The organism is Desulfoluna sp. HI9BLuna (assembly GCF_056829775.1).
The window spans coordinates 671,766-694,214 of record NZ_CP186555.1 but is presented as its reverse complement, the minus strand read 5'-3'; the positions used below and the strand labels follow the sequence as shown (position 1 = coordinate 694,214).

At 61.8% G+C, this 22,449-nt stretch carries 13 protein-coding genes; all 13 read right to left on the bottom strand.

From position 1 onward, the window contains the following. Nucleotides 1-167: 167 nt before the first annotated feature. Nucleotides 168-1,685 (bottom strand): 2,3-bisphosphoglycerate-independent phosphoglycerate mutase, encoded by a 1,518-nt coding sequence (gene gpmI / locus ACOYW0_RS02525; RefSeq protein WP_482417014.1) that lies wholly within the window; start codon nt 1,683-1,685, stop codon nt 168-170. A 15-nt stretch (nt 1,686-1,700) separates the two neighbouring features. Next, nucleotides 1,701-2,447, bottom strand: coding sequence for a triose-phosphate isomerase (tpiA, locus tag ACOYW0_RS02520; RefSeq protein WP_482417013.1), 747 nt, complete (start codon nt 2,445-2,447; stop codon nt 1,701-1,703). Nucleotides 2,448-2,680: 233 nt separating this feature from the next. Beyond that, on the bottom strand, nt 2,681-4,174 hold the full coding sequence (gene glpK, locus ACOYW0_RS02515) for a glycerol kinase GlpK (protein ID WP_482417012.1): 1,494 nt from the start codon (nt 4,172-4,174) through the stop codon (nt 2,681-2,683). Nucleotides 4,175-4,337: 163 nt separating this feature from the next. After that, complete coding sequence (locus tag ACOYW0_RS02510; RefSeq protein ID WP_482417011.1) at nt 4,338-5,045, bottom strand: MIP/aquaporin family protein; 708 nt, start codon at nt 5,043-5,045, stop codon at nt 4,338-4,340. Between the two features lie 952 nt (nt 5,046-5,997). Continuing rightward, nucleotides 5,998-7,272, bottom strand: coding sequence for a phosphopyruvate hydratase (gene eno / locus ACOYW0_RS02505; RefSeq protein ID WP_482417010.1), 1,275 nt, complete (start codon nt 7,270-7,272; stop codon nt 5,998-6,000). A 122-nt stretch (nt 7,273-7,394) separates the two neighbouring features. Beyond that, nucleotides 7,395-8,798: a pyruvate kinase gene (gene pyk, locus ACOYW0_RS02500; protein ID WP_482417009.1), complete on the bottom strand. Its 1,404-nt coding sequence runs from the start codon at nt 8,796-8,798 to the stop codon at nt 7,395-7,397. 221 nt (nt 8,799-9,019) lie between these two features. Then, the gene (locus ACOYW0_RS02495) at nt 9,020-10,585 is read right to left on the bottom strand and encodes a glycerol-3-phosphate dehydrogenase/oxidase (RefSeq protein WP_482417008.1); all 1,566 of its coding nucleotides are present in this window, start codon (nt 10,583-10,585) and stop codon (nt 9,020-9,022) included. Nucleotides 10,586-10,809: 224 nt separating this feature from the next. Then, the gene (locus ACOYW0_RS02490; protein ID WP_482417007.1) at nt 10,810-12,012 is read right to left on the bottom strand and encodes a phosphoglycerate kinase; all 1,203 of its coding nucleotides are present in this window, start codon (nt 12,010-12,012) and stop codon (nt 10,810-10,812) included. A 235-nt stretch (nt 12,013-12,247) separates the two neighbouring features. Continuing rightward, nucleotides 12,248-13,240: a type I glyceraldehyde-3-phosphate dehydrogenase gene (gap, locus tag ACOYW0_RS02485; protein WP_180144117.1), complete on the bottom strand. Its 993-nt coding sequence runs from the start codon at nt 13,238-13,240 to the stop codon at nt 12,248-12,250. 345 nt (nt 13,241-13,585) lie between these two features. Beyond that, the gene (locus ACOYW0_RS02480) at nt 13,586-16,288 is read right to left on the bottom strand and encodes a response regulator (protein ID WP_482417006.1); all 2,703 of its coding nucleotides are present in this window, start codon (nt 16,286-16,288) and stop codon (nt 13,586-13,588) included. Nucleotides 16,289-16,545: 257 nt separating this feature from the next. Further along, the gene (locus ACOYW0_RS02475; RefSeq protein ID WP_482417005.1) at nt 16,546-18,828 is read right to left on the bottom strand and encodes a mechanosensitive ion channel domain-containing protein; all 2,283 of its coding nucleotides are present in this window, start codon (nt 18,826-18,828) and stop codon (nt 16,546-16,548) included. Between the two features lie 590 nt (nt 18,829-19,418). After that, nucleotides 19,419-20,819, bottom strand: a complete 1,401-nt coding sequence (locus tag ACOYW0_RS02470; RefSeq protein WP_482417004.1) for a GTPase/DUF3482 domain-containing protein — start codon at nt 20,817-20,819, stop codon at nt 19,419-19,421. 70 nt (nt 20,820-20,889) lie between these two features. Beyond that, nucleotides 20,890-22,419: a DUF2868 domain-containing protein gene (locus ACOYW0_RS02465; protein ID WP_482417003.1), complete on the bottom strand. Its 1,530-nt coding sequence runs from the start codon at nt 22,417-22,419 to the stop codon at nt 20,890-20,892. Nucleotides 22,420-22,449 lie beyond the last annotated feature (30 nt).

Below are 22,449 nucleotides of genomic sequence, written 5' to 3'. Positions count from 1 at the left end.
GTCAGGGGCCTGTCAAGGGGACGTGTGCTGTTATGCTGTTGTGTATTTCTATGTATTGTGCAGGGTTGATGTAGTAGGAATTAAGTAAAAAATAAAAAGGGTGTGTTCTTGTGGTAGGTAATGTGCGGGGAGGGTGCCGGGGCGTTGGGGTCCGCCCCGGCTCAGGATCAAGCCAACAGGCTTTGACCGGTCATCTCCTCGGGTTGGGGTATCCCCAGGAGAGACAGGATGGTGGGGGCGATGTCGCAGAGGCGACCTCCGTCCCGCAAAGAGGGGGTGTCGGCGCCCAGGAGGATCAGGGGCACCGGGTTGGTGGTGTGGGCGGTCATGGGGTTCCCTGTGATGGGGTCCACCATGATCTCCGCGTTGCCGTGGTCGGCGGTGATGAGAACCGCTCCGCCGTTTTCCGTGGCGGCGGAAACCACCCGGCCCAGGCAGTCGTCCACGGTTTCAAGGGCCTTGACGGCCGCCTTCATGTCGCCTGTGTGGCCCACCATGTCCGCGTTGGCGAAGTTGAGCACGGTCAGGTCGTCCGGGGAGGCTGCGAATCGCTCCACAAAGGTGTTGGTGAGCTCGACGGCGGACATCTCCGGTTTCAGGTCGTAGGTGGCCACCTTGGGGGAGGGGATCAGGAGCCTGGTTTCCCCCGGGGATTCAGCCTCCACGCCGCCGTTGAAGAAGAAGGTGACGTGGGCGTACTTTTCGGTCTCGGCGATGCGCAGCTGGGTGCGTCCGGCTTCGGCCACCACAGTGCCCAGAGGGCGCTTGGGGGTGACGGGCCCGAAGGCAACGGAGGTGCCCTTGATGTCGGCATCGTATTCGGTCATGCAGACAAAGTGGACGTCCCGTTTTTCCCGCTGGAATCCTTCAAACTCATCATCCACAAAGGCGCGGGTGATCTGGCGCGCCCGGTCCGGGCGGAAGTTGAAGAAGATCACGGCGTCGCCGTCGCGGATGGCCCCTTCGGTCCCTTCAAGGAGCAGGGGTTCGAAGAACTCGTCGGTGTCGCCCTTGGCGTAGGACGCTTCCACGGCATGGGCGGCTGTTGCGGCCCGGGCCGGTTCGTTTCCGGTGAGGGTGTCGTAGGCGTATCGGGTTCTCTCCCAACGGTTGTCACGGTCCATGGCGTAGTAGCGGCCGCTCAGGGAGGCCAGGGTGCCCACGCGCATGGTGTGGAAGGTGTGCTCCAGCTCTTCGATGAAGGAGAGGGCGCTCTGGGGCGGGGTGTCCCGTCCGTCCAGGATGGCGTGGACAAAGACCTGCTCCACCTTATTACGGGCGGCCATATCCAAAAGGCCCTTGAGGTGTGCCATGTGGCTGTGGACGCCGCCGTCGGAGAGGAGACCCATGAGGTGCAGGGCCTTGCCAGGCTCCTTGGCGCGGTTTACAGCTTCAAGCAGGGCCGGATTTTCAAAGAAAGAGCCGTCCTCGATGGCGTGGGTGATGCGAGAGAGGGACTGGCGGACCACACGGCCGCAGCCGATGTTGAGGTGCCCCACCTCGGAGTTGCCCATCTGGCCGGGAGGCAGCCCCACGTCCTCGCCGCTGGCGGCAAGGGTGGTGTGGGCGGCTTCGGCCATGAAGCGATCCATGTTGGGGGTGTCCGCATGCTGGACGGCGTTGTAGCGGCAGGGTTTCCCCTCTCCCCAGCCGTCCAGAATGACAAGTGTCACCGGTGTGTTCATGGGTACTGCTCCTGCTCAGAAAGTGGTCAGACGGTGAAAGCTTGCCGGGTCGAGGCTGGCGCCGCCCACCAGGGCACCGTCGATGTCGGTTTCGGCCATGAGCCCGTCGATGGTATCGGCGTTGACGCTGCCTCCGTAGAGAATGCGCAGTGCGTCGGCTGCCTTCTGGCTGTACAGGTCGGCGATGATGCCTCGGATGGCCGCGCAGACCTCATTGGCGTCGGCGCTGCTGGCGGTTTTGCCGGTGCCGATGGCCCAGATGGGCTCGTAGGCGATGACCACGCCGGTGACGTCGGCCTCGGCAATACCTAAAAGGCCGTTGACGACCTGGGCCTTGATGACGTCTGCGGTACGTCCCTCTTCGCGTTCTTCCAGGCTTTCGCCGCAGCAGAGGATGGGGGTGATTCCGGCCTTGAGAGCACAGTTGGTCTTTTTGTTGACCGAGGCGTCGGTCTCTGCGAAAAGCTGGCGACGCTCGGAGTGGCCGAGGATGACGTAGGACGCGCCTGTGTCGTTGATCATGGCCGCGGAGATTTCACCGGTGAAGGCCCCTTGGGCTTCGTAATGCATGTTCTGGGCGCCGACGGCAACGCCGGTTCCGGTAAGGGCGTCGGCCAGGGGGTAAAGCAGGGGGGCTGGGGCGCAGAGCAGGGTGTCGACCCCTTCTCTTACAGGGTTTTCCCCCAAGTAACGGGCAAAGGCCATGGCCTCGTCCAGGGTTTTGTTCATTTTCCAGTTGCCGGCAATTAAGGGGGTTCTCATGACACTCCTTTCAGGGGTGGTTCGGGTCTGGCAGGTGTGGCGCCCGGCGATGCCTGCGCCGCGATGTTCGCAAGGGGCAGGGGGCTGCTATAAATGCACTGCACCGGGTAAGAGGGGAAGGTGCGTTGCACGGGCGCCACGGATTCAGCGGTCCCGGTGGTTGACGCCCCGGATCGACCGGCCATGTCAAGCAGTCTTTCCGGGGCGACAACCAGGGATAGGCAAGGCGTTTGTTACTTGAACGCCATGGAGGCTTTGACGGCTTTCTGCCAGCCTGCGTAGAGGCTGTCGCGGGTGTCGTCGTCCATGGCAACTTCAAAGGTCTTGTCCTTGTTCCACTGGGAAGCGATCTCAGCGCGGTTCTTCCAGAAACCGACGGCGAGGCCGGCCAGGTAGGCGGCGCCGAGGGCAGTGGTTTCCACGATGACGGGACGCTCAACATCGGCGCCCAGGATGTCGCTCTGGAACTGGAGGAGGAAGTCGTTGCCCGTTGCGCCGCCGTCCACACGGAGGGTCTTGATGGAGATGCCGGAGTCGGCTTCCATGGCGGAGAGGACGTCTTTGGTCTGGTAAGCCAGGGACTCCAGGGTGGCACGGACGAAGTGCTCTTTGGAGGTGCCGCGGGTGAGGCCGAAGACGCAGCCGCGAACGTCGCTGTCCCAGTAGGGGGTGCCCAGGCCAACGAAGGCGGGGACCACGTAGACGCCGTCGGTGGATTCCACACGGTCGGCGTACGCCTGGCTGTCCTTGGCGTCGGCAAACATGCGCAGGCCGTCACGGAGCCACTGGATGGCGGAACCGGCAACAAAGACGCTGCCTTCAAGGGCGTACTCTACCTTGCCGTTTACACCCCAGGCGATGGTGGTGAGCAGGCCGTTTTCGGATTTAACCGCTTTTTCGCCGGTGTTCATCAGCATGAAGCAGCCGGTGCCGTAAGTGTTCTTGGCCATCCCTTCTTCGTAGCAGGCCTGGCCGAAGAGGGCTGCCTGCTGGTCGCCTGCGATACCGGCGATGGGAATTTCGTAGCCAAAGAAGGCGTTGGGAGCGGTGGTGCCGTAAATGTCGGAAGAGGGGCGAACCTCGGGGAGCATGGACGCGGGAACGGTGAGGGCTTCCAGGAGCTCTTCGTCCCAGGCAAGGTCGTAGATGTTGTACATCAGGGTACGGGAAGCGTTGGAGTAATCGGTGACGTGGGCCTTGCCGCCGGTGAGCTTCCAGGTGATCCAGGTGTCGATGGTACCGAAGAGGAGGTCCCCTTTTTCGGCTTTGGCGCGGGCGCCTTCCACGTTGTCCAGGATCCACTTGACCTTGGTGCCGGAGAAGTAGGCATCGATGAGCAGGCCGGTCTTGTCGCGAACGGTGTCGTTCAGGCCTTTGGCCTTGAGCTCGTCGCAGATGCCTGCGGTCTGACGGGACTGCCAGACGATGGCGTTGTAGATGGGGTTGCCGGTGTTTTTGTCCCATACCACAGTGGTTTCACGCTGGTTGGTGATACCGATGGCTGCGATGTCGTCGCCGGAGACGTCTTTGTTGGCAAGGAGTTCGGCCAGGACAGACTGGACGGAAGACCAGATCTCCAGGGCGTCATGCTCTACCCAGCCGGGCTGGGGGAAGATCTGGGTGAACTCTTTCTGGGTTACCAGCTGGATTTCGCCTGCTTTGTCGAAGAGGATGGCACGTGAGCTTGTGGTTCCCTGGTCGATGGAGATGATGTATTTTTTTTCCATGATTGACTCCTCAGTATGGGTTGTGCGCGGAGGGCCCCCGAGGAACCCCCTGCGGACCGGACAGCCGCAGGGTGGTTTCGGTTAGACGGAGGAACCGTCCGCTGTGTTCATTTGCTCTTTTGTTCGGTGTGCAGCAGGGGCCGGAATCGGCCTCCTGATCTTCCTACATGACGATGGCCTTGTAAAGCAGGGCACCGGCAACGCCGCCGATGATGGGCCCGACAACGGGGATCCAGGCGTAGCCCCAGTCGGAGTCACGCTTGCCTGCAATGGGCATGAAGAAGTGGGTAAGGCGGGGACCCAGGTCCCTGGCGGGGTTGATGGCGTAACCGGTGGTACCACCGAAGGAGAGGCCGATGGCGGCAATGAAGAAGCCGACGATGAGGGGATTCAGGCCTTCGGAGAATTTGTTGGCGCCGATGCCCAGCAGGCCGAAGACGAGGATGGCGGTGCCGAGGATCTCGCTGAAGAGGTTGGCCATGGGGTTGCTGATGGCGGGGCCGGTGGCGAAAACACCCAGTTTGGCGTCTTTGTCTTCGGTTTCAGCCCAGTGGGGATAGTAGTGCAGGTAGACCAGGGTAGCGCCGATGAAGGCCCCGATCATCTGGCCGGCGATGTACATGGGAACATCAGCCCAGGGGAAGAGGCCGATGGTGGCAAGGCCGATGGTAACGGCCGGGTTAACATGGGCACCGGAGTATTTCCCCACAAGGTAAACGGCGAAGGCTACGGCAAAACCCCACCCAAGGGTGATTACGATCCACCCGGAGTCCTGAGCTTTGGATTTGTTCAGTACAACGCCTCCAACAACGCCGCATCCGAACAGGGTCAAGATCAATGTTCCAATCAGCTCTCCCAGAAAACTAGACATACTCTTTCCTCCAAATCATCTCTTTAAGAACGTCAAGAATTTCGCCCGCCTCCATTGCCGGGCATATCGGTTTCCCGTCAAACGTAGCGTTGCGCGAGAAACACTGTTTGTTTGATGTATATTCGAAACCGAAATAAATCAAGTTAAAAATATTCGAATGTGAAAATTTTATCGTTGATGTTTGGTGACTTATAAGGGAACTGGTATGCAATGAGCGATTTTGAGGCGGGATTTGGCGCGGCGTAAAAAAGGGTTTGTCTTTGGCATTTATTGAGAAAAACGGATGACAAGAGGGTAACCCGTGTTCAGGTTCGGTCTCAGGGGAGGAACATTTTCATTGTGAAAATTTTCGTTCGGTTTGATGTTCGATAGTGAACATTTGAACGAAAAATTTAAAATCGCGAACAGAAAGGGGGACACAGGGGTGAGGCAGGGGGTTCGGGGGAGAAGGGGACGGTGCCAAAAGAGGCCCGGCAGGGAACCGATCCGTTTTCAGCGAACGTGGAAAAGGGCGGGCGTGCAGCTGGCGGACGGGTGTTGCGGCTCGGCTGCACGCTCCTTGGTGGGGGCCGGACACATCCGCACCGATGTGTGCCTTCCCCCTGAAAATGGCCGTTGAACGCCCGGAAAACGCCTTGCGCCAGGCATTTTTCGGCCGTCTCGGGCATGGGGCAGCTTCCCCTGTACAGGGGGCCTGCATCCCGAAAAAAGGGTGGCAGCGGCCCGGCAAGGGGCGGCCACGGAATCCTGCAGGTGGTGAGGAGAACCTGCTGGGTGAGCCGTGGAGCGCCGCCCCTGCCGCAGGAGGCTGCTCTCGGGGCGTGAACACTAAGGTGCGCCGTGCGGTCGTCCGGGAAGATGCTGTCCCACCGGGGCTTGCTGTTCCGGTGGGACGGCATGCAACGGCCGCAACGGGATGCTCCTGTTGTTATCCACGTCCCGTTACTGTCGGTTACTTGACGAAGGCCGGTCGGGAAAGACGGGCGGCAGCGCCCAGCTCTTCGGCGATGCGCATGAGCTGGTTGTACTTGGCCACGCGGTCGCTCCTGGAGAGAGAGCCGGTCTTGATCTGGCCCCCGGAGATGCCCACGGCAAGATCGGAGATAAAGGTGTCCGAGGTCTCACCGGAACGGTGGGAGATGACCGTGGAGTACCCGGCCGCACGGGCCATCTCAATGGCGCGCAGGGTTTCGGTGACCGTGCCGATCTGGTTGAGCTTGATGAGGATGGAGTTGGCAACCCCAAGCTCGATGCCCTTGGCGAGGATGGCGGGGTTGGTGACGAACAGGTCGTCGCCCACGATCTGGATCTTCTCGCCCATGCGCTGGGTCATGAGAGCCCAACCGTCCCAGTCGCCTTCGGCCAGGCCGTCTTCGATGGAGACGATGGGGTAGGTGGCCACGAGGCGTTCGTAGTAGGCAACCATCTCCTCGGAGGTGAGGGCCTTGCCTTCGGCTTCCAGTACGTATTTTCCGTCTTTGTAGAATTCACTGGCTGCTGCATCCAGGGCCAGGACCACGTCCTTGCCGGGGACATATCCGGCAGATTCAACGGCCGCGATGATCAGGGCCAGGGCCTCTTCGTTGGAGCCCAGGTTGGGGGCAAAACCCCCTTCGTCGCCCACGCCCGTGGTGAGCCCCTTCTCCTTGAGCAGGGACTTGAGGTGGTGGAACACCTCGGCGCCCATGCGGATCGCTTCGGCTGCGGTGCCCGCGCCTGCAGGGATGATCATGAACTCCTGGATGTCCAGGCTGTTGGTGGCGTGGGAGCCGCCGTTGACGATATTCATCATGGGCAGGGGCAGCTCACAGGCCGCCATGCCGCCCAGGTAGCGGTAAAGGGGAAGGCTGTAGGCATCGGCTGCTGCGCGGGCCGCGGCCATGGAGACGCCGAGCAGGGCGTTGGCACCCAGCTTGGATTTGTTTTCCGTGCCGTCCAGCTCGATGAGGGCCTCGTCCAGGGCCACCTGGTCTGAGGCGTCCAGGCCGATGACAGCCGGGGCGATGATGGCGTTGACGTTTTCAACGGCAGTGAGAACGCCTTTGCCGAGGTAGCGCTTGGGGTCCTTGTCCCGGAGCTCCAGGGCTTCGCGGGTACCGGTGGAGGCACCGGAAGGAACGGCAGCGCGGCCGGTGGCGCCGCAGTGAAGGGTGATGTCCACCTCAACGGTGGGGTTTCCTCGTGAATCCAGGATTTCGCGTGCAACCACGTTGGTGATCTGAGTCATGTCATACCTTCTTTATCTTATATTAAGCGGCGACGGGAGATGCCGGGGAGCCCATGAGCAGGCACCCCCGGCTCCCACCACCAGATGTTTCCATTACGATAGACGATACCGCGAAAAGCGGTTTACGCCACCTTGACCTTCACCATGTTGGTGGTGCCGGGGACCCAGGTGGGGTATCCGGCGGTGATGACGATGGTGTCGCCCTTGTCCACGAGGCCGGTCTCTAAGGCTTCGCTGGCTCCCTGCTCGATCATCTCGTCCATGCCCTCGGCGCTGTCCACCAGGCTGGGGTAGCAGCCCCAGAAGAGGCAGAGCCTTCGCATGGCGGCCTCGTCCGGGGAGAGGGCGATGATGGGGGAGTCGGGGCGGAACCGGGAGATCTGACGGGCGGTGAACCCGGAGGTGGTGGGGGCCACAATGGCCCTGGTGCTGAGTTTTTCGGCCAGAACGCAGGCTGCGTAGGAGACCGAGTCGGAGACGCGCTCTTTGCAGACGCTCTTCATGAACTGCTTGTGGGGGTAGGTCTCTTCGGCCTTGGCGGCGATGCGGCTCATGTAGCGGACGGTCTCCACCGGGAAGTTGCCGTTGGCGGTCTCTTCCGAGAGCATGACGGCGTCGGCCCCGTCCAGCACGGCGTTGGCCACGTCGGTGGCTTCGGCGCGGGTGGGTCGTGGGGAGTCCACCATGGAGCGGAGCATCTGGGTGGCGATGATGACGGGCTTGCCCGCCGCCACGGATTTTTCCACGAGCATCTTCTGAACGCCCGGGACATCTTCCAAGGGAATCTCCACGCCCAGGTCGCCCCTGGCCACCATGATGCCGCCGGTGGCCTTCATGATTTCGTCGATGTTGGCGATGGCCTCGTGTTTTTCGATCTTGGCGATGACCGGGGTGGCTTTGCCCGCGGCTGCGATGAGCTCTTTGATCTCGTTGATGTCGTCCACGGTCTTCACAAAGGAGAGGGCCACAAAATCGACGTCGTTTTCAAGGCCGAAGGCCAGGTCCTCTTTGTCCTTTTCGGTGAGGGCCGGGATTTTCAGGACGCTGGTGGGCAGGTTGATGCCCTTGTTGGAGGTGAGAAGGCCTCCGATGACCACGGTGCAGACAATGTCCTGTCCCTTGACTTCTTTGACGGTGAGCTCCATGAGGCCGTCGGCCAGGAGGATCACGTCGCCGGCCTTTACCTCTTCGGGCAGGTCCTTGTAGGAGACCGAGACGCGGTTCCCGCCGCCCATGATCTCCTCTGAGGTGAGGATCAGCTCGGCACCGGGGACCAGCTCGATGCCGGGCTCCTCGATTTTACCGGTGCGCATCTTGGGGCCGCAGAGGTCCTGGAGGATGGCCACGGGTTTGCCCATCTCCCGGGACAGCTCGCGGATGGTACGGATCTTTTTGATGTGCTCGTCATGGCTCCCGTGGGAGAAGTTGAGCCGCGCCACGTTCATGCCGCTTTCAATGAGGTTACGAAGCACGTCCGGGGACTCGCTGGTGGGGCCGATGGTGCAGACAATCTTGGTCCTGCGCATGTTCTCTCCTTGAGCTTGCAAAGGGTCTCTCCCGGTTGATGAGATGGCCGGCCCCGCCTTTCAGGGGTCATGGAAACCTGCGGCGGGCGGGGACGGCCATTTCAGGGAGGCTGTGTTCATATTGTGTCTTGGTTACCCGGTTTGTGTTACGGGCGTCCAAGGGCTGTGTTACGGGATGGTCAGGCAGGCCGGAAAGTCTCGTCGGCTTGCCTCTGGGCCCCTTATCTGGGCATGTAGTTTTCTGCCAGCTTCCCGTAGGCTTCCACCTGCTCGTCGATCCACGCCTGATCTTTGCCCAGCTCTTTTGCCATGATGGCGGCCACCCTGGGGGCGGCGGAGACACTGGCTGCAGCGTTGAGCAGCAGGGAGCGGGTACGGCGTGACAGCACGTCGGCCACGTTGCAGGCCCACTCGTTGCGAACGGCCCAGACCACTTCCAGGCCGGTGTAGGGCAGGGCGGGGTGCAGGGGCTCGGCCAGCTCGGGGTTCTCCTGGGCCAGCTCTTTGACCTCACCTTCGTAGCTGCCGTAGACGTGGAAAGGATCGCTCAGGTCGGCGTTCACGCACCAGCCGTGGAGCTTCAGGTCCCGGGTCTGGGAGTCGCGGTGGGGCAGGCCGCCGATCTGGGCGGCGCGGTCGATGGTGTCTTCGCCCATCTTGCGGTAGGTGGTCCACTTGCCCCCGGCGATGGTGACCAGGCCGTTGGGGGAGATGGTGAGGTGGTGGTCCCGGGAGAGGGAAGAGGTCTTGCCGTCGGAGTCGTCCCCGGAGATGAGGGGGCGGATGCCGGTGAAGACGCTCAGGACATCCCCTTTGGAGGGAACCCTGGAGAGGTAGCGGCCGGCATGGCTGAGGAGGAAATCGATCTCCTCGTCCAGGGGGACAGGCTCCATGACCGGGTCCTTGATGGGGGTGTCGGTGGTGCCCACGATAACGTGGTCGTGCCAGGGCACCATGAAGATGACGCGTCCGTCGTCGGTGTGGGGGACCATGACGGCGGTGTCTCCGGGGGCAAAGGACTTGTCGAGGATCAGGTGCACGCCCTGGCTGGGGGCGATGAGTTTTTTGGTGTTCTCGTTGTCCATGGCGCGGATGTTGTCCACGAAGATGCCGGCTGCGTTGACCACGGACTTGGCCTTCAGGGTGTACTCGGTGCCGGTGAGGCGGTCACGGGCGGTGACCCCTTCCACCACGCCGCCTTTCTTTTTCAGCAGCCCGGTGACTTCCATGTGGTTGATGGGGAACTGACCGAGGCTCTCCATGGTGCGGGCCAGGGTGATGGCAAGGCGCGCGTCGTCGAACTGGCCGTCGTGGTAGACCACGCCCCCTTTGAGGCCGTCGGTCTTGAGGGTGGGGATGCGTGTGAGGGTCTCTTCCCTGGAGAGGAGCTTGGAGGGACCGAAGCCCAGCTTGCCGGCGAGCATGTCGTAGAGTTTCAGGCCGATGCCGTAGAAGGGGCGCTCCCACCAGCGGTAGTCGGGCACGATAAAGGCCTGGTTGTAAACAAGGTGGGGGGCGTTTTTCAGCATGATGCCGCGCTCTTTCAGGGCATCCATGACCAGGGCGATGTTGCCCTGCTGCAGGTAGCGTACCCCGCCGTGGACCAGCTTGGTGCTGCGGCTGGAGGTGGCTTCCGCAAAGTCGCCCTGCTCCAGCACCAGGGTGCTGTAGCCTCGGGAGGCTGCGTCCACGCCGGAACCTAATCCCGTGGCTCCCCCGCCGATGATGATAACGTCCCAGACCCGTGAGGGGTCTTCCAGTTGCCGAATCATTTGTTCACGTTTCATGACATACTCCTGGTGTGTCCATGCTCCGAACCCTCGCCTTGCCCCTGCGGTTTTTTCAGGCGTATGGCTGCACGCGGGTTTTCACCGTGGGAAGACGGCGAGGGTGCGTTGCATGAACGTTCACGGGGCTTGGCCCGCGGATAACGGATTTTGTGTTTCATCCTTTTTCAAGCCATCTGACAGGGTGAAACGCAGTGATTATGTGTCTGTGCCGTGCTTTTTTTTCAGCGTGTCGGTGTTCCCAGGGCTTCCACCCCGGGCAGTTTCTTGCCTTCCAGGAACTCCAGGGAGGCGCCGCCCCCGGTGGAGACGTGGGAGACCTTGTCGGCCAGGCCTGCCTTTTCGATGGCGGCTGCGGAGTCCCCGCCGCCGACGATGGTGGTGCCGCCGTTTGCCGTGGCCGTGACCAGGGCCTCTGCCACGGCAAAGGTGCCCTTGGCCGATGCCTCGATTTCAAAGACCCCCATGGGGCCGTTCCAGACCACGGTCTTGGATGCTGCGATGGCCTCTGCAAAGGCCGCCACGGATGTGGGGCCGATGTCCACGGCCATCTGACCTGCTGCGATGGCGTCTTCCGCCACAAAGTCAGCGGAGCCGATGGCCCGGTTATCAAAATCCAGGCGATCGGTGACGAGGTAGTCGGAGGGGAGGAGGATCTTTCCCTTGCCCAGCTCCAGGAGCTCTTTGGCCAGGGGGAGTTTTTCCTCTTCGCACAGGGAGTTGCCGATCTCGCGGCCCATGGCCTTGAGGAAGGTGCAGGCCATGCCGCCGCCGATGATCAGGGTGTCCACCTTGGGGAGCAGGGCCTTGATGACATCGATTTTTCCGGAGATTTTGGCTCCGCCGATGATGGCGGTGAAGGGGCGCTTGGGCTCTGCCAGGGCGCTGCCCAGGAAGTCGAGCTCCTTTTTAATAAGGTAGCCGCAGGCGCAGGTGTCCATGTGTCGGGTGATGCCCTCGGTGGAGGCGTGGGCGCGGTGGGCGGTGCCGAAGGCGTCGTTGACGTAGAGATCGGCCAGCTTGGCCAGCTCGGCGGCAAAGGCGTCGTCGTTGTCGGTTTCGGCCTTGTGGAATCGCAGGTTTTCAAGGAGAAGTACGTCGCCGTCCGCAAGGGCGTTTACCGCCTCCTGGGCTTTGGGGCCGATGCACTCTTCGGCAAAGGCCACGGGCTTTTCGAGGAGTTCGGAGAGCCGTTTTGCTACCGGGGCAAGGCTCATGGCTTCCACTCTCTGGCCCTTGGGGCGACCCAGGTGGCTCATGAGAACCACTTTGGCGCCGCTGTCCGCAAGGCGGGTGATGGTGGGCAGGGCTGCCCGAAGCCTCTTGTCGTTTTCAACGGCGCCGCCTTTGACGGGCACGTTGAAGTCCACCCGTACGATCACCGTTTTTCCCTTGCAGTCGATCTCTTCAATAAAAAGCTTGTTCATCGTCGGTTCCTCATCCATCGTCACGGTTGTGTTCGTTGCCTCCGCGGCATGGTGGCGACACAGGGGGCAAATATGTGGCGCCTTCGGGCTTTCGGGGCCTTTCCATGGGTTGTTTGTTTTGGTCGGAAAGGGCCCCGGCAGCCCGCGGCGCATGGGGCCGGCCGATGTATCCGAAGGGGCGCCTCAGCCCATGGGCCAGGCTGCGGCGCGTCGGATAAGGGCCGGAAACCAGTCCCTACTCAGCGATGTGCTTGAGCAGGTCCAGGACCTTGCAGGAGTAGCCCCATTCGTTGTCGTACCAGGCGATGAGCTTGACGAAGGTGTCGCTCAAGGCGATGCCGGCTTCGGCGTCGAAGACGGAGGTGCAGGACTCGCCCACGAAGTCGGTGGAGACCACGGCGTCTTCGGTGTAACCGAGGATGCCCTTGAGTTCGCCTTCGGCGGCCTCTTTGAGGGCTTTTTTGATCTCATCGTAGGTGGCGGGCTTTTCCAGGCTGCAGGTGAGGTCCACCACGGAGACGTCCGGGGTGGGGACGCGGAAGGACATGCCGGTAAGCTTTCCGTTCAGGTCGGGGATGACCTTGCCAACGGCCTTGGCTGCGCCGGTGGAGCTGGGGATGATGTTCTGGCCAGCGCCGCGGCCGCCGCGCCAGTCTTTGCGGGAGGGGCCGTCCACGGTCATCTGGGTGGCGGTGGTGGCGTGGACCGTGGTCATGAGGCCTTCCTTGATGCCGAATGCCTTGTGAACGACGTGGGCCATGGGGGCCAGGCAGTTGGTGGTGCAGGAGGCGTTGGAGACGATGGTCTGGCCCGCGTAATCGGTGTGGTTGACGCCCATGACGAACATGGGGGTGGCGTCCTTGGAGGGGGCGGAGAGAACCACTTTCTTTGCTCCTGCCTTTAAGTGAGCAGAGGCTTTCTCTTCGGTGAGGAACAGGCCGGTGGCCTCTACCACGTAGTCGGCACCCACGTCGGACCAGGCAAGGTCGGCGGGGTTGCGCTCCGAGGTGACCCGGATGGTGTTGCCGTTGACCACCAGGTTGCCGTCTGCAACCTCAACGGTGCCGTCGAAGCGGCCGTGGGTAGAGTCGTATTTGAGCATGTAGGCGATGTAGTCCACATCGATCAGGTCGTTGATGGCAACGACTTCCATGTCGTTGCGGTTTACTGCTGCCCTGAAGACCAGTCGGCCGATACGTCCGAATCCGTTGATGCCTATCTTGATCATGTTGCCCTCCTGAAGCGGTTTGTTTGGTTTGACGGTTCCGTTCCAGAGCGGTGGCCCGTGTTCGGAACCTGTTTCTGCGGTGGGTTTCAGTCGTTGCACGGTGCTGATGCATGTTCAGTTTCGAACAACGTCGTCAACGCACTTAATCAATAGGCTATGCATGCCGCAAAAAGCAAGTAAAATTTTCACTATCGAACATAAAAAGTTCAGGTGCGAAGATTTTTGAGGGGTTTTTTGGGGGGGTGGGATTCTAAAGTGAACATTTTTGGGCCGAGGTGACGTGGGGGCGGGCGGCCGATGCCGCAACCGGGGCTTAAGGGACTTTGTTTTCTGGGACTTCCGAGGTTACGCCTCCGTGTGCTCGCCGTGGCCCATGGCGTCCCGAACCGCATGGGCCAGCTGATTTCGGGCCAGGGGTTTGAGGAGGTAGCTGCGAATTCCTATTTTTTTGGCCAGGGGTTCGTCGATCTGGTCGCTGTAGCCCGTTAAAAGGATGATGGGGATGTCCGGTCGGATGGCCAGAAGCTTTTCGGAGAGCTGGGCACCGTTTAAGTTGGGCATGTTCATGTCGGTGATGACCAGGTGGTAATCATCCGGGGCGTTCTGGAAGAGGCCCAGGGCCTCATCTCCTGCCTGGCTTTTCGTGACGCGGTAGCCCAGGCTCTTCAGGGACGAGACCGTGGCGGAGAGGATGGCCTCTTCGTCATCCACCAGGAGGATGTGCTCTCCCCCGGTGGGCAGGGCGGCCTCATCCGGGGCGTCGGCGTCCGGGGGATCTGCGTCCACCGTGGGCAGGTAGATGGCAAAGCGGGTACCCTGGCCCACCACGCTCTCCACTTCGATGGTCCCTTTAAGGGCCTTGACGATGCCGTGGACCACGGAGAGCCCCATGCCGGTGCCTTCCCCGGGTTCTTTGGTGGTAAAGAAGGGGTCGAAGATGCGTTGCCGGGTTTCAGGGGCCAGGCCGCAGCCCTGGTCGTCAATGGTGAAGCATTGGTATTCCCCAGGCTTCAGGTCCGGGTGGCGGCCCATGACCTCTGCGGAGAGGGGCTCCTGGGTGAGGGCGATGGCAATGCGCCGTCCCTGGTGCTTCATGGCGTGGGCCGCGTTTGCGCCTAAGTTCATCACCATCTGGTGGATCTGGGTGGGGTCGGCCATCACCGGTTTTTCGGGCTCCTCGCCCAGGGAGATGTCGATGGTGATGGTGCTGGGGATGGTGGCCCGGAGCAGTTTCACCGCATCGCCGATGACGGGCCGCAGGAACACCGGGGTCAGGGTCTGGTCCGCCTGTCGGCTGAAGTTGAGGATCTGTTTGACAAGGTCCCGGGCCCGCCTGGCTGCTTTGAGGATTTCTTCCACGTACTGGTGTTCGAGGCTCCCTTTCCTGACCTCGTCTTCGAGGAGTTCGGAGAATCCCAGGATGGCTGCCAGGATGTTGTTGAAGTCGTGGGCGATGCCCCCTGCCAGGGTGCCGATGGCCTGGAGCTTCTGGGACTGGCGCAGCTCGCCCTCAAGGGTCCGCCGGGACTCTTCGGCAAGTTTCTGTTCGGTGACGTCCTGGACGGTACCGAAGGCGGAAAGGGGCGTCCCCTCTTCGCTGCGTGCGAGCAGTCCCTTGCCCACCACCCACCGGTCCGTGCCGTCGGGGAGGGTGATGCGTTCTTCAAAAACCGTGCGCCCTTCATTGAGAATGGCGCCCAGGATCCGGTCGATGATTTCGAAGTGCTCGGGGGAGACGATTTTTTTAAGGCCCTCCCGGCTGATGGGCTCGCCTGCGGGTTCCAGGCCGAAGATCCGATAGAACTCCTGGGACCAGGTGGCCAGGCCGGTCTCCAGATTGACCTCCCAGTGGCCGAGGTGGGCGATGCGCTGGGCCTCTTCGAGGCGCGCCTCGCTCTCCATGAGGCGTTCTTCAGCCTTGATGCGCTGGGTGATGTCGATGCCCACCCCCATGACCCCCACCACCTGGCCCGTGAGGTCCTTGAGCTGGGAGGTGACGCATCGCAGGCAGCGCACGTCGTCTGCGCATCGGAAGTAGAGCTCCATGTCGTTTTGCATGCCGTAGAGCAGGCTTTTCCTGGCCATGATCCCGCAGAGGCCGTCTTCATCCTTCATCACTTCGTCCACCCGGTAATCCCCCACGAGACCCTCGGCTTCCACCTCGGTGAGCTCTTCGGCCAGGGTGGCGGCCGCCCGGTTGATGTAGGTCATCTTCAGCTCCGTGTCCGCGGTCCACAGGACGATGGGGATGCCCCGTTTGATGGACTGGCCCTCGCCGATGACCCCGGAGAGCATGTGCCGCAGGCTTGCGGCCATCTGGCCCACCTCGTCTTCGGAGTGGTAGGTGATCTGGCGGTGGAGGTCCCCTTTGGCGATGGCGTCGGAGACCTCCACGATCTCCTGGACCGGTGAGGCCACGGAACGGGTCACCAGCCAGGTGAAGTAGAGGCCGGCGGTGAAGGCCAGGCCCAGGGCCCAGTACATGAGGATAAAGGCCTGGCGCCTTACCTTCCGGGTGTGGTTGAAGAAGATCTGCGCTTCGTACTGGGTGGATTCGTTGAGCAGGGCCATGCTCTGGGTAATGAGTTCCATGTGGGCGGCACCCCGGCCCTTGGCGATTTCTGCCGCCCGCCAGGGCTCGCCGTCCTTGACAAGCATGATGATCTCGTCGCGGATGGGCAGCCACTCCTTGTAAAGGGCCAGGGCGTGATCCACCATGGCGTGTTCCCCGAGGTAGAGGCGCTTGATGGCCTTAAAGTCCCTTTCGATTTCTTCTTCCAGGGCCTGCATGGTGAGGACGGCTATCTGGAGTTCCTGGGGAATGCGGGAGAGGGCCACGTCCTTCATGGCGTTGTGAAGCCTTATAATGTTGGAGTCCACCCGTTGGACCGTGTTGCTGACCTGAAAGGGGTGGCGGTACATCTTCCGGGTGAGGTCGGAGAGCTGCCCCATCTGGTGCAGGGCAACGGAGCCCAGGCTGATCATCAGGATCAGGATGGTGCCGAAGCCGATGCCTAAGCGATGCATGATTTTCAGGTCTTTGAACATAGGGTGCCTTGGGAAACGTGCCGGGGGCCTGGATTGTGGCGATATGCAGGGCCGGACACGGCCCGGTGCCTCGGGGGAGGCGGTGTATCAGACCATAGGCGAAAGAAACGGGGTGAACGGGTGATCTGGCTGCGTGTTGCGGGTGGGCAGATCACGTCACACGGGGGCGTGTGATTTTCCTATTCTACCACAGGGGACGGACGGGTTACAAATTTTCAATGCATATCAAGGGGTTTTCCAAAGGGGCGATCCTGGGGTCAATGGGACTCTTCAGGGGAAGGGGCGGCGCCTTCTGCCTTGGCCTCGTCTTTTTCCTCATCCCGGGGCTCTGTGGCCTGGTGGAGCACCCGCTGGGGAAAGGGGATCTCGATGTGTTCTTTTCGAAAGGCGTCGTCAATGGCAAAGAGCAGCTCGCTTCGAACGGTCATGCGGTAGTCGATGTCCCGGATATGGCAGCGCAACTCAAAGTCCAGGGAGCTGTCGCCGAAGCCCTTGAACAGCACCCTGGGCTTGGGCACCAGGCGGCCGTTGGTGAGGACCATGGGGTGCTCCTCGGCGATCTGCATCATCAGATCGTGGACTTTTCGGGTGTCGGTGCCGTAGGCCACGCCCACCTGGACCATGACACGGCCGAAGGGGTCCCCCAGCATCCAGTTGGTCACCTGGTTGGCGATGAGGTCTGAGTTGGGCACCAGCACGTCAGCCCGGTCAAAGGTCTGGATGTGGGTGAACCGGATGCTGACGCGCTTGACATACCCTTCGGTCTCTCCCACCACCACCCAGTCCCCGGGGCGGACGGGGCGCTCAAAAAGGAGGATGAGGCCCGAGACGAAGTTGTTGACGATGTTCTGGAGGCCGAAGCCGATACCCACGGAAAGGGCCCCTGCGATGATGGCCAGGTTTTTGAACTCCAGCCCGGCGATGGACAGGGAGTAGAAGAGGGCAAAGCCGGTGAGCACGTACCCGGTGAGGGTGACGATGGACTGTTTTTCGCCCTTGTCGAAGTTGGTGTGGGTGAGCCACTTTTCCCCCATCTGGTGCTTGAGCCACCGGGAGATGTTGAGGATCAGGAAGAAGAGGAACACGGCCATGATGATCCTCACCGGAACGATGACGATGTTGCCCACGCGGAACCCTTCAAGGAAGAAGGTCCCCAGGGTGGTGGCCTGGATGGCGGTCTGGCCCCAGATTTTCAGGACAAGCAGGCCAAAGGCCAGGATGACCACGATGGTGAGGCTCCGGGTGACGAGCAAGAGCCCCTTCACCTGTTCTTCCGGCCCGTATCCCAGGGTGTGGCGCATCTTAAGGGCCCCGGGCTTGGCGGGGATCTCCGTGAGGATGTCCTGGACCCTGTGGATCCCCAGGACAATGGCCCAGGCCACCAGCCCGCCGGTGAGGGTGCCCAGGACCCCCACGGTGGCAAAGGTTGCCAGGTGGCGGTACCCCAGCCAGTCTGCCACGGGCCCGAAGGCGAGGCAGAAGGTCAGGGGGATGCGGATGCTCCTGAGCAGGGAGAGACGGGGGTGGCGGGAGAGGGCCCAGAGGACCCGGACCGAGGCACCCAGGAGCAGGAGCATGAGGACGCTTCGGACCACAGCGGCCAGGGGGCCGGGAACGCGGCTTTCGATGTCTGCAATGACGATGGCTTCGATGAGCAGGACCAGGGTGATGAAGACCCGCAGGGAAAGCGAGGCGGGGACGCCCAGGGTCTCTTTGCTGAAGTACCGCTCCACAAGAGGGCTGACGGCCAGGGCGATGGCCAGGGCACCCACCGGGGCTGCCAGGGTGATGATGCCTCCGGCGTAAAACCCTGAGGCCGTGGAGGTGAGCAGGGCAATGGCGGGCAGCCGCCGGGTGAACATAAGGGCTGCCTTATGGCGTTTCAGCTCCGGGTCTTCTGCGGACCAGCTCTTGATCCGGCGGTCCAGGGTGAGGATCAGGGGGAGCAGCAGGAGCAGGGGGAAGAAACCGGCCAGCAGCATGAGGTTGGTGTCGGGGTGGGCGGTGGCCCTGAACTCGTAGAGCGTCCGGGGGGAGGCAATGAGGGCGGGCAGGGCCACGATGGACTTCCAGACGGGCTGTTGCCTGTCCAGCAGGGCGCTGGTGAAATTTTTCTGGCGCCAGGTGATGATCTGCTTCTGCAACTCCCGGGCGCTTAGGTTGAGGAGCCTGCAGATGGCCAGCCGCTGCTCCAGGTTCTTGCGGTCGGTCTCAAGGGTGCTTCGGCGCCTGGCCAGCTCCGAGTCATCGGAGGCGTCGGGGTCCCCCAGCACTGCCGTCTTTTTTTCCACCTGGGAGAGCTCTTTTTCCGTTGTCTCCACACACGAGGAGGCGTTGTCCATCAGGGTCTGAAGGGTTTCCAGGCGCTTGTTGATCACCTCCGGGTCGGGGGGATCGATGGTCCAGCCCCCCACCTCCACACGGATGGCGTTGAGGCGGATTTCATCGACCATGTACCACGCCTTGTCTTCGGCCGCGCAAAGGGTGGCGGTCATGAGGAGCAGCAGAAGGGCGGAGAGTGTGATGGCAAATCGTTTCATGGCAACCTTGGGGTGGGGAATGTGAAACCGGATGAAAAAGCGATGGATCAATGGCTTACTTTATCAGCCCGGGGCCGGGTAGGCAATGGGGCGACGTGATCGATACAGGGGCAACGCATTTAAACATTCAGTGGCCTCCGGCGGGTCGCTTTTTGAAAAAAACTTCCGTCTTCGCCTTCGGCTACGCCGTGACAAGCCGCAAAAACGTTCCGGTAAATAAAAAAAGAAGAGGGGCTAGGCCTTGTAGGGACGCATCCTCAAAAAACAAAACCTGTTTGTCAAACGTTTGGCCCCCGGCAGGGCCGCCGGAGGCAGTGCGGTTAAATCGGCAATGGGCAAATAGCGACAACGTACCCTGTGACTTCTAAGCTTGTGAGCCAGACCGCACAAATCATTAGCGTTTATGTCGGGCGTAGCCCGAGCCGAAGGCCATTGCGCTTTGCCCTGAGGAACGAAGGGCAAAGCGCAATGGCAATCATCTTTCGAGGTGTTTTCGCTATTGTGGCTTTGCCACCCTCGCCGCCGGAGGCTTGCTTTTGCTCCCGACTTTAACCATAGAAGGTAACGACGTATCGGATGGTTGCTGTCGATCACCCATTGATGCGTGCAAACAGGATTTCCCGAATTTTCGCAAGGGCGGCCTCAATGCCCGGGGCGTCCTTTTTGCCCGCGGCGGTGAAGAGGGCCTGGAAGGCTTTTTTGTCGGATGCGGAGAGATGGCGGGAGGCGCCGCCGTCTGCTAGGGCTGCCTCTTCCACGGCCAGGGCCGCCTCATCCCGTTTCCCGTGGGCCCGGGAGGTGATGAGGGTGAAGTAGAGGAGGATCCGGTCCAGCAGGACAAAAGGCATCTGGAGGTTCCGGCAGGGCCCCAGGGTGAGCTCCTGGCCGCCCAGGGGAATGCCGGAGACCTTGGCCCGTGCCATGCGCCTTTCGCCCAGAAAAGCGGAGGCTGCGCCGCCAACGGAGCCCAGGACCGTAAAGAGGCCGAGGCTGTGGCCTGCGGCGGCCAGGTCGATGACGGCCCCTGCCGCCCCTCCGCAGGTGGCTGCGGCCGTGGCCAGCTGTGTGCGGGTGAGGCCCAGGAGTTTGAAGGTGCGTTTGTCAAAGAGGTCCTGGCGAAGGACGGACCCTTCGGGCATGGTCACATCAAAGAGACTGTGGCGGAAGGTGCGGCGGATTTGTTCCCGGGTCCGAGCCTCTTTTTTTCGGAGGTCTTCCTGGAAGCGGAGCGCCAGTTTGTGTTCGGCCTCCTCCTTTGATTCCTTCTGGCCAAGGGAGGCAGACACCGTGTGGGTGAGGGCAAACCGGAACAGTTCGGCCATGGCATCGACGCTTCGCCTGAGACGGTGGCCCCACTCTTCGTTCAGGGCCGTCACCACATGGGTCAGGGCGGGCTCCCACTCCGGGTCCACGGTCATGAGGGCTGCCAGCAGGTCCAGCCGGTCTTTGACGGCTGCGGTGTGGGCGTTGAACACCCGGACGGCGTTGAAGGTCTTGCGGAATTCGGCCCGCCAGGCGGCCAGGTGTTTTTCGTTTGCCCCCTTGCAGTTGATCACCGCCATGCGGGGCAGGCCCGTGAGGCGAAGGATCTCCATTTCTGCCAGGTCATTCTGGCGCACGGGCCGGGAGCCGTCCGCCACGTAGATGATGCCTGCACCCTTTGCCACGGGGGCCAGGAGCTCGCATTCGTCGGCAAAGGTTTTATCGCGTTGGTGTTCGGCAAGGAAGGCCTCAAGGATACGCTCCGGTTTCCCTGTATAGGCACGGAACCAGGCCAGGGTCTTTTTCGGTGCCTGAAATCCCGGGGTGTCCACAAAGCGAATGAGGGGCTTTTCGTTCAGGGTCACTGTGTAGGTGCGGCTGGACGTGGTTTCGCCGGGGAAGGGGCTTACCCGCACGGTGTCGTCCTCGGTGAGGGTGGAGACCAGGGTCGATTTCCCTTCGTTGGGATGGCCGAGGATGGCAAATTCTGGGATGGTCGTGTTGGTCATGGTAGCCTTATATCATGGGGCCGATGGCTTTATCAAACCAGGGCAGCGTGTTCTCTTTTGGCCGTGGTGGTTATGCCGTGGGTTCCGGTCCATTGCCCTTTGACCCGGGCTCGATTACGTCCACGCTCAAGCGCGGCAGGGCAAGGGCTGCAATCACCTTGCGCCAGATATGCACATGGCTCTCTTCGGGCGGGGCCAGGGCTTGTTCGGCCACCTCACCGATGAGAAGGATCGTCAGTGGGGCGGTGCACGACCGGGAAAGCTCTTCAATCCAGTCCAGGGTCTCCCGGATGGGTGCCTGCCACGCCTCCTGGACCAGGTAGAGGCGACCGTGGTGGTCCGGCAACCGGGCGGGTTCTTCCATGGAGACGGGGATGATCTCAGGGGAGGCCAAAAGGCCGGACAGGTGTTGTTCGAGGTCCGGGATCATGCCTTTTAGCTCTTCGGGTACAAGAACCCCGGGGCCTGGAGCCTCGGGGGCGGGCGCTTGGGTGGTGTCGGAGGGCGTCGCTGTTTTGCGCCGTGTCAGTTCGGCTTCGGCCTCTTCGGCCCGATGGGATTCGGTCACTTTGGTGGTCAGAGAGGGGGCGCACAGGGCCTCCAGCAGGACCCGGACCTGGGGTGCGGCCAGAAGTTCCCGGTTCGCAGCTCGCTTAAGGCCCCTTTGGGAGACGAGGAGAAGGCAGAGGCGGGGCAGGAGTCCATACATCACAAGGCCCATGGCGAGGAAGGGCCACCAGGAGGTGAGGTGGGCTCCGGAGAGATTTTTGATGCCTTCCTTTAAAAGAACGCGGCTTCCGGCCACGGCATCGAGGGTCGGGACGCCCACACCGTCGGGAAAGCACCAGGACCAGGGCAGGGCAACCCATTGGGCCAGGCCATGGACCACCTGGGGGGCTGCACCTTCGCCTATGGTGGTTTGCCATCCGAAGGCTGTATCAAAAAAGAGGATGCGTGTGGCAAAGGCGGTGAGAGCCCCGACGGCAAAGGTCAGGGCAAAGAGCTGGACCCGGGAGAATATCAGGTAGAAGAGTGTGCGCCCGAAGGCCCGGGAGTCTGCCTGCAGTCGCCTCCACAGCCCCTGGGTTTCTGTGCGCCGCTCTGCGGGGAGGCGTTTCATTGCCTTTTCCATGGCCCGGGAGAAGAGGTGGCCTGTCATGACGCCAAAGGGGCTGAGGCTTTCAGGGGCCTTGATCTTCATGAGCAGGGGCAGGGCGCTTCCTGTGGCGAGGAGGGCCTGTATGAGGATGAACAATACAAAGAAGACCAGCACGTTGACCGGGGCTGCCCCTGAATAGGCAAGAAATGAAAACACCCCGCCGTAGCCTGTGATCGCCCCGATACCGACCAGGCCAGCCGAGAGAAAGGCGGAGGCCGTGACAAAGAGATCACCGGGACGCTTTATTACTTTTTCGGCATTTCTGCGTGCAGAGAGCCAGCGTGCCAGGCGGGCCCGGTCGTCGTCACAGGCCTGGCTTTCGACCAGGCGTCGGTTTGATTCGTCCACTTCGGCGTGGCCCGAGATTTCGGCTCTCTCTTCGTCTACAGAAAGGAAGTGCAGGGTGTCCAGAAGGTCGCGGATGTGAAGCGGTTTTTCCATGCCTTGAGATGTACCCCAGCAACACAAAAA

Bases quoted from the DNA above. Each gene is read 5' to 3' on its own strand.
- gpmI (WP_482417014.1), bottom strand. From the start codon at position 1,685: ATGAACACACCGGTGACACTTGTCATTCTGGACGGCTGGGGAGAGGGG.
- tpiA (WP_482417013.1), bottom strand. From the start codon at position 2,447: ATGAGAACCCCCTTAATTGCCGGCAACTGGAAAATGAACAAAACCCTG.
- glpK (WP_482417012.1), bottom strand. From the start codon at position 4,174: ATGGAAAAAAAATACATCATCTCCATCGACCAGGGAACCACAAGCTCA.
- ACOYW0_RS02510 (WP_482417011.1), bottom strand. From the start codon at position 5,045: ATGTCTAGTTTTCTGGGAGAGCTGATTGGAACATTGATCTTGACCCTG.
- eno (WP_482417010.1), bottom strand. From the start codon at position 7,272: ATGACTCAGATCACCAACGTGGTTGCACGCGAAATCCTGGATTCACGA.
- pyk (WP_482417009.1), bottom strand. From the start codon at position 8,798: ATGCGCAGGACCAAGATTGTCTGCACCATCGGCCCCACCAGCGAGTCC.
- ACOYW0_RS02495 (WP_482417008.1), bottom strand. From the start codon at position 10,585: ATGAAACGTGAACAAATGATTCGGCAACTGGAAGACCCCTCACGGGTC.
- ACOYW0_RS02490 (WP_482417007.1), bottom strand. From the start codon at position 12,012: ATGAACAAGCTTTTTATTGAAGAGATCGACTGCAAGGGAAAAACGGTG.
- gap (WP_180144117.1), bottom strand. From the start codon at position 13,240: ATGATCAAGATAGGCATCAACGGATTCGGACGTATCGGCCGACTGGTC.
- ACOYW0_RS02480 (WP_482417006.1), bottom strand. From the start codon at position 16,288: ATGTTCAAAGACCTGAAAATCATGCATCGCTTAGGCATCGGCTTCGGC.
- ACOYW0_RS02475 (WP_482417005.1), bottom strand. From the start codon at position 18,828: ATGAAACGATTTGCCATCACACTCTCCGCCCTTCTGCTGCTCCTCATG.
- ACOYW0_RS02470 (WP_482417004.1), bottom strand. From the start codon at position 20,819: ATGACCAACACGACCATCCCAGAATTTGCCATCCTCGGCCATCCCAAC.
- ACOYW0_RS02465 (WP_482417003.1), bottom strand. From the start codon at position 22,419: ATGGAAAAACCGCTTCACATCCGCGACCTTCTGGACACCCTGCACTTC.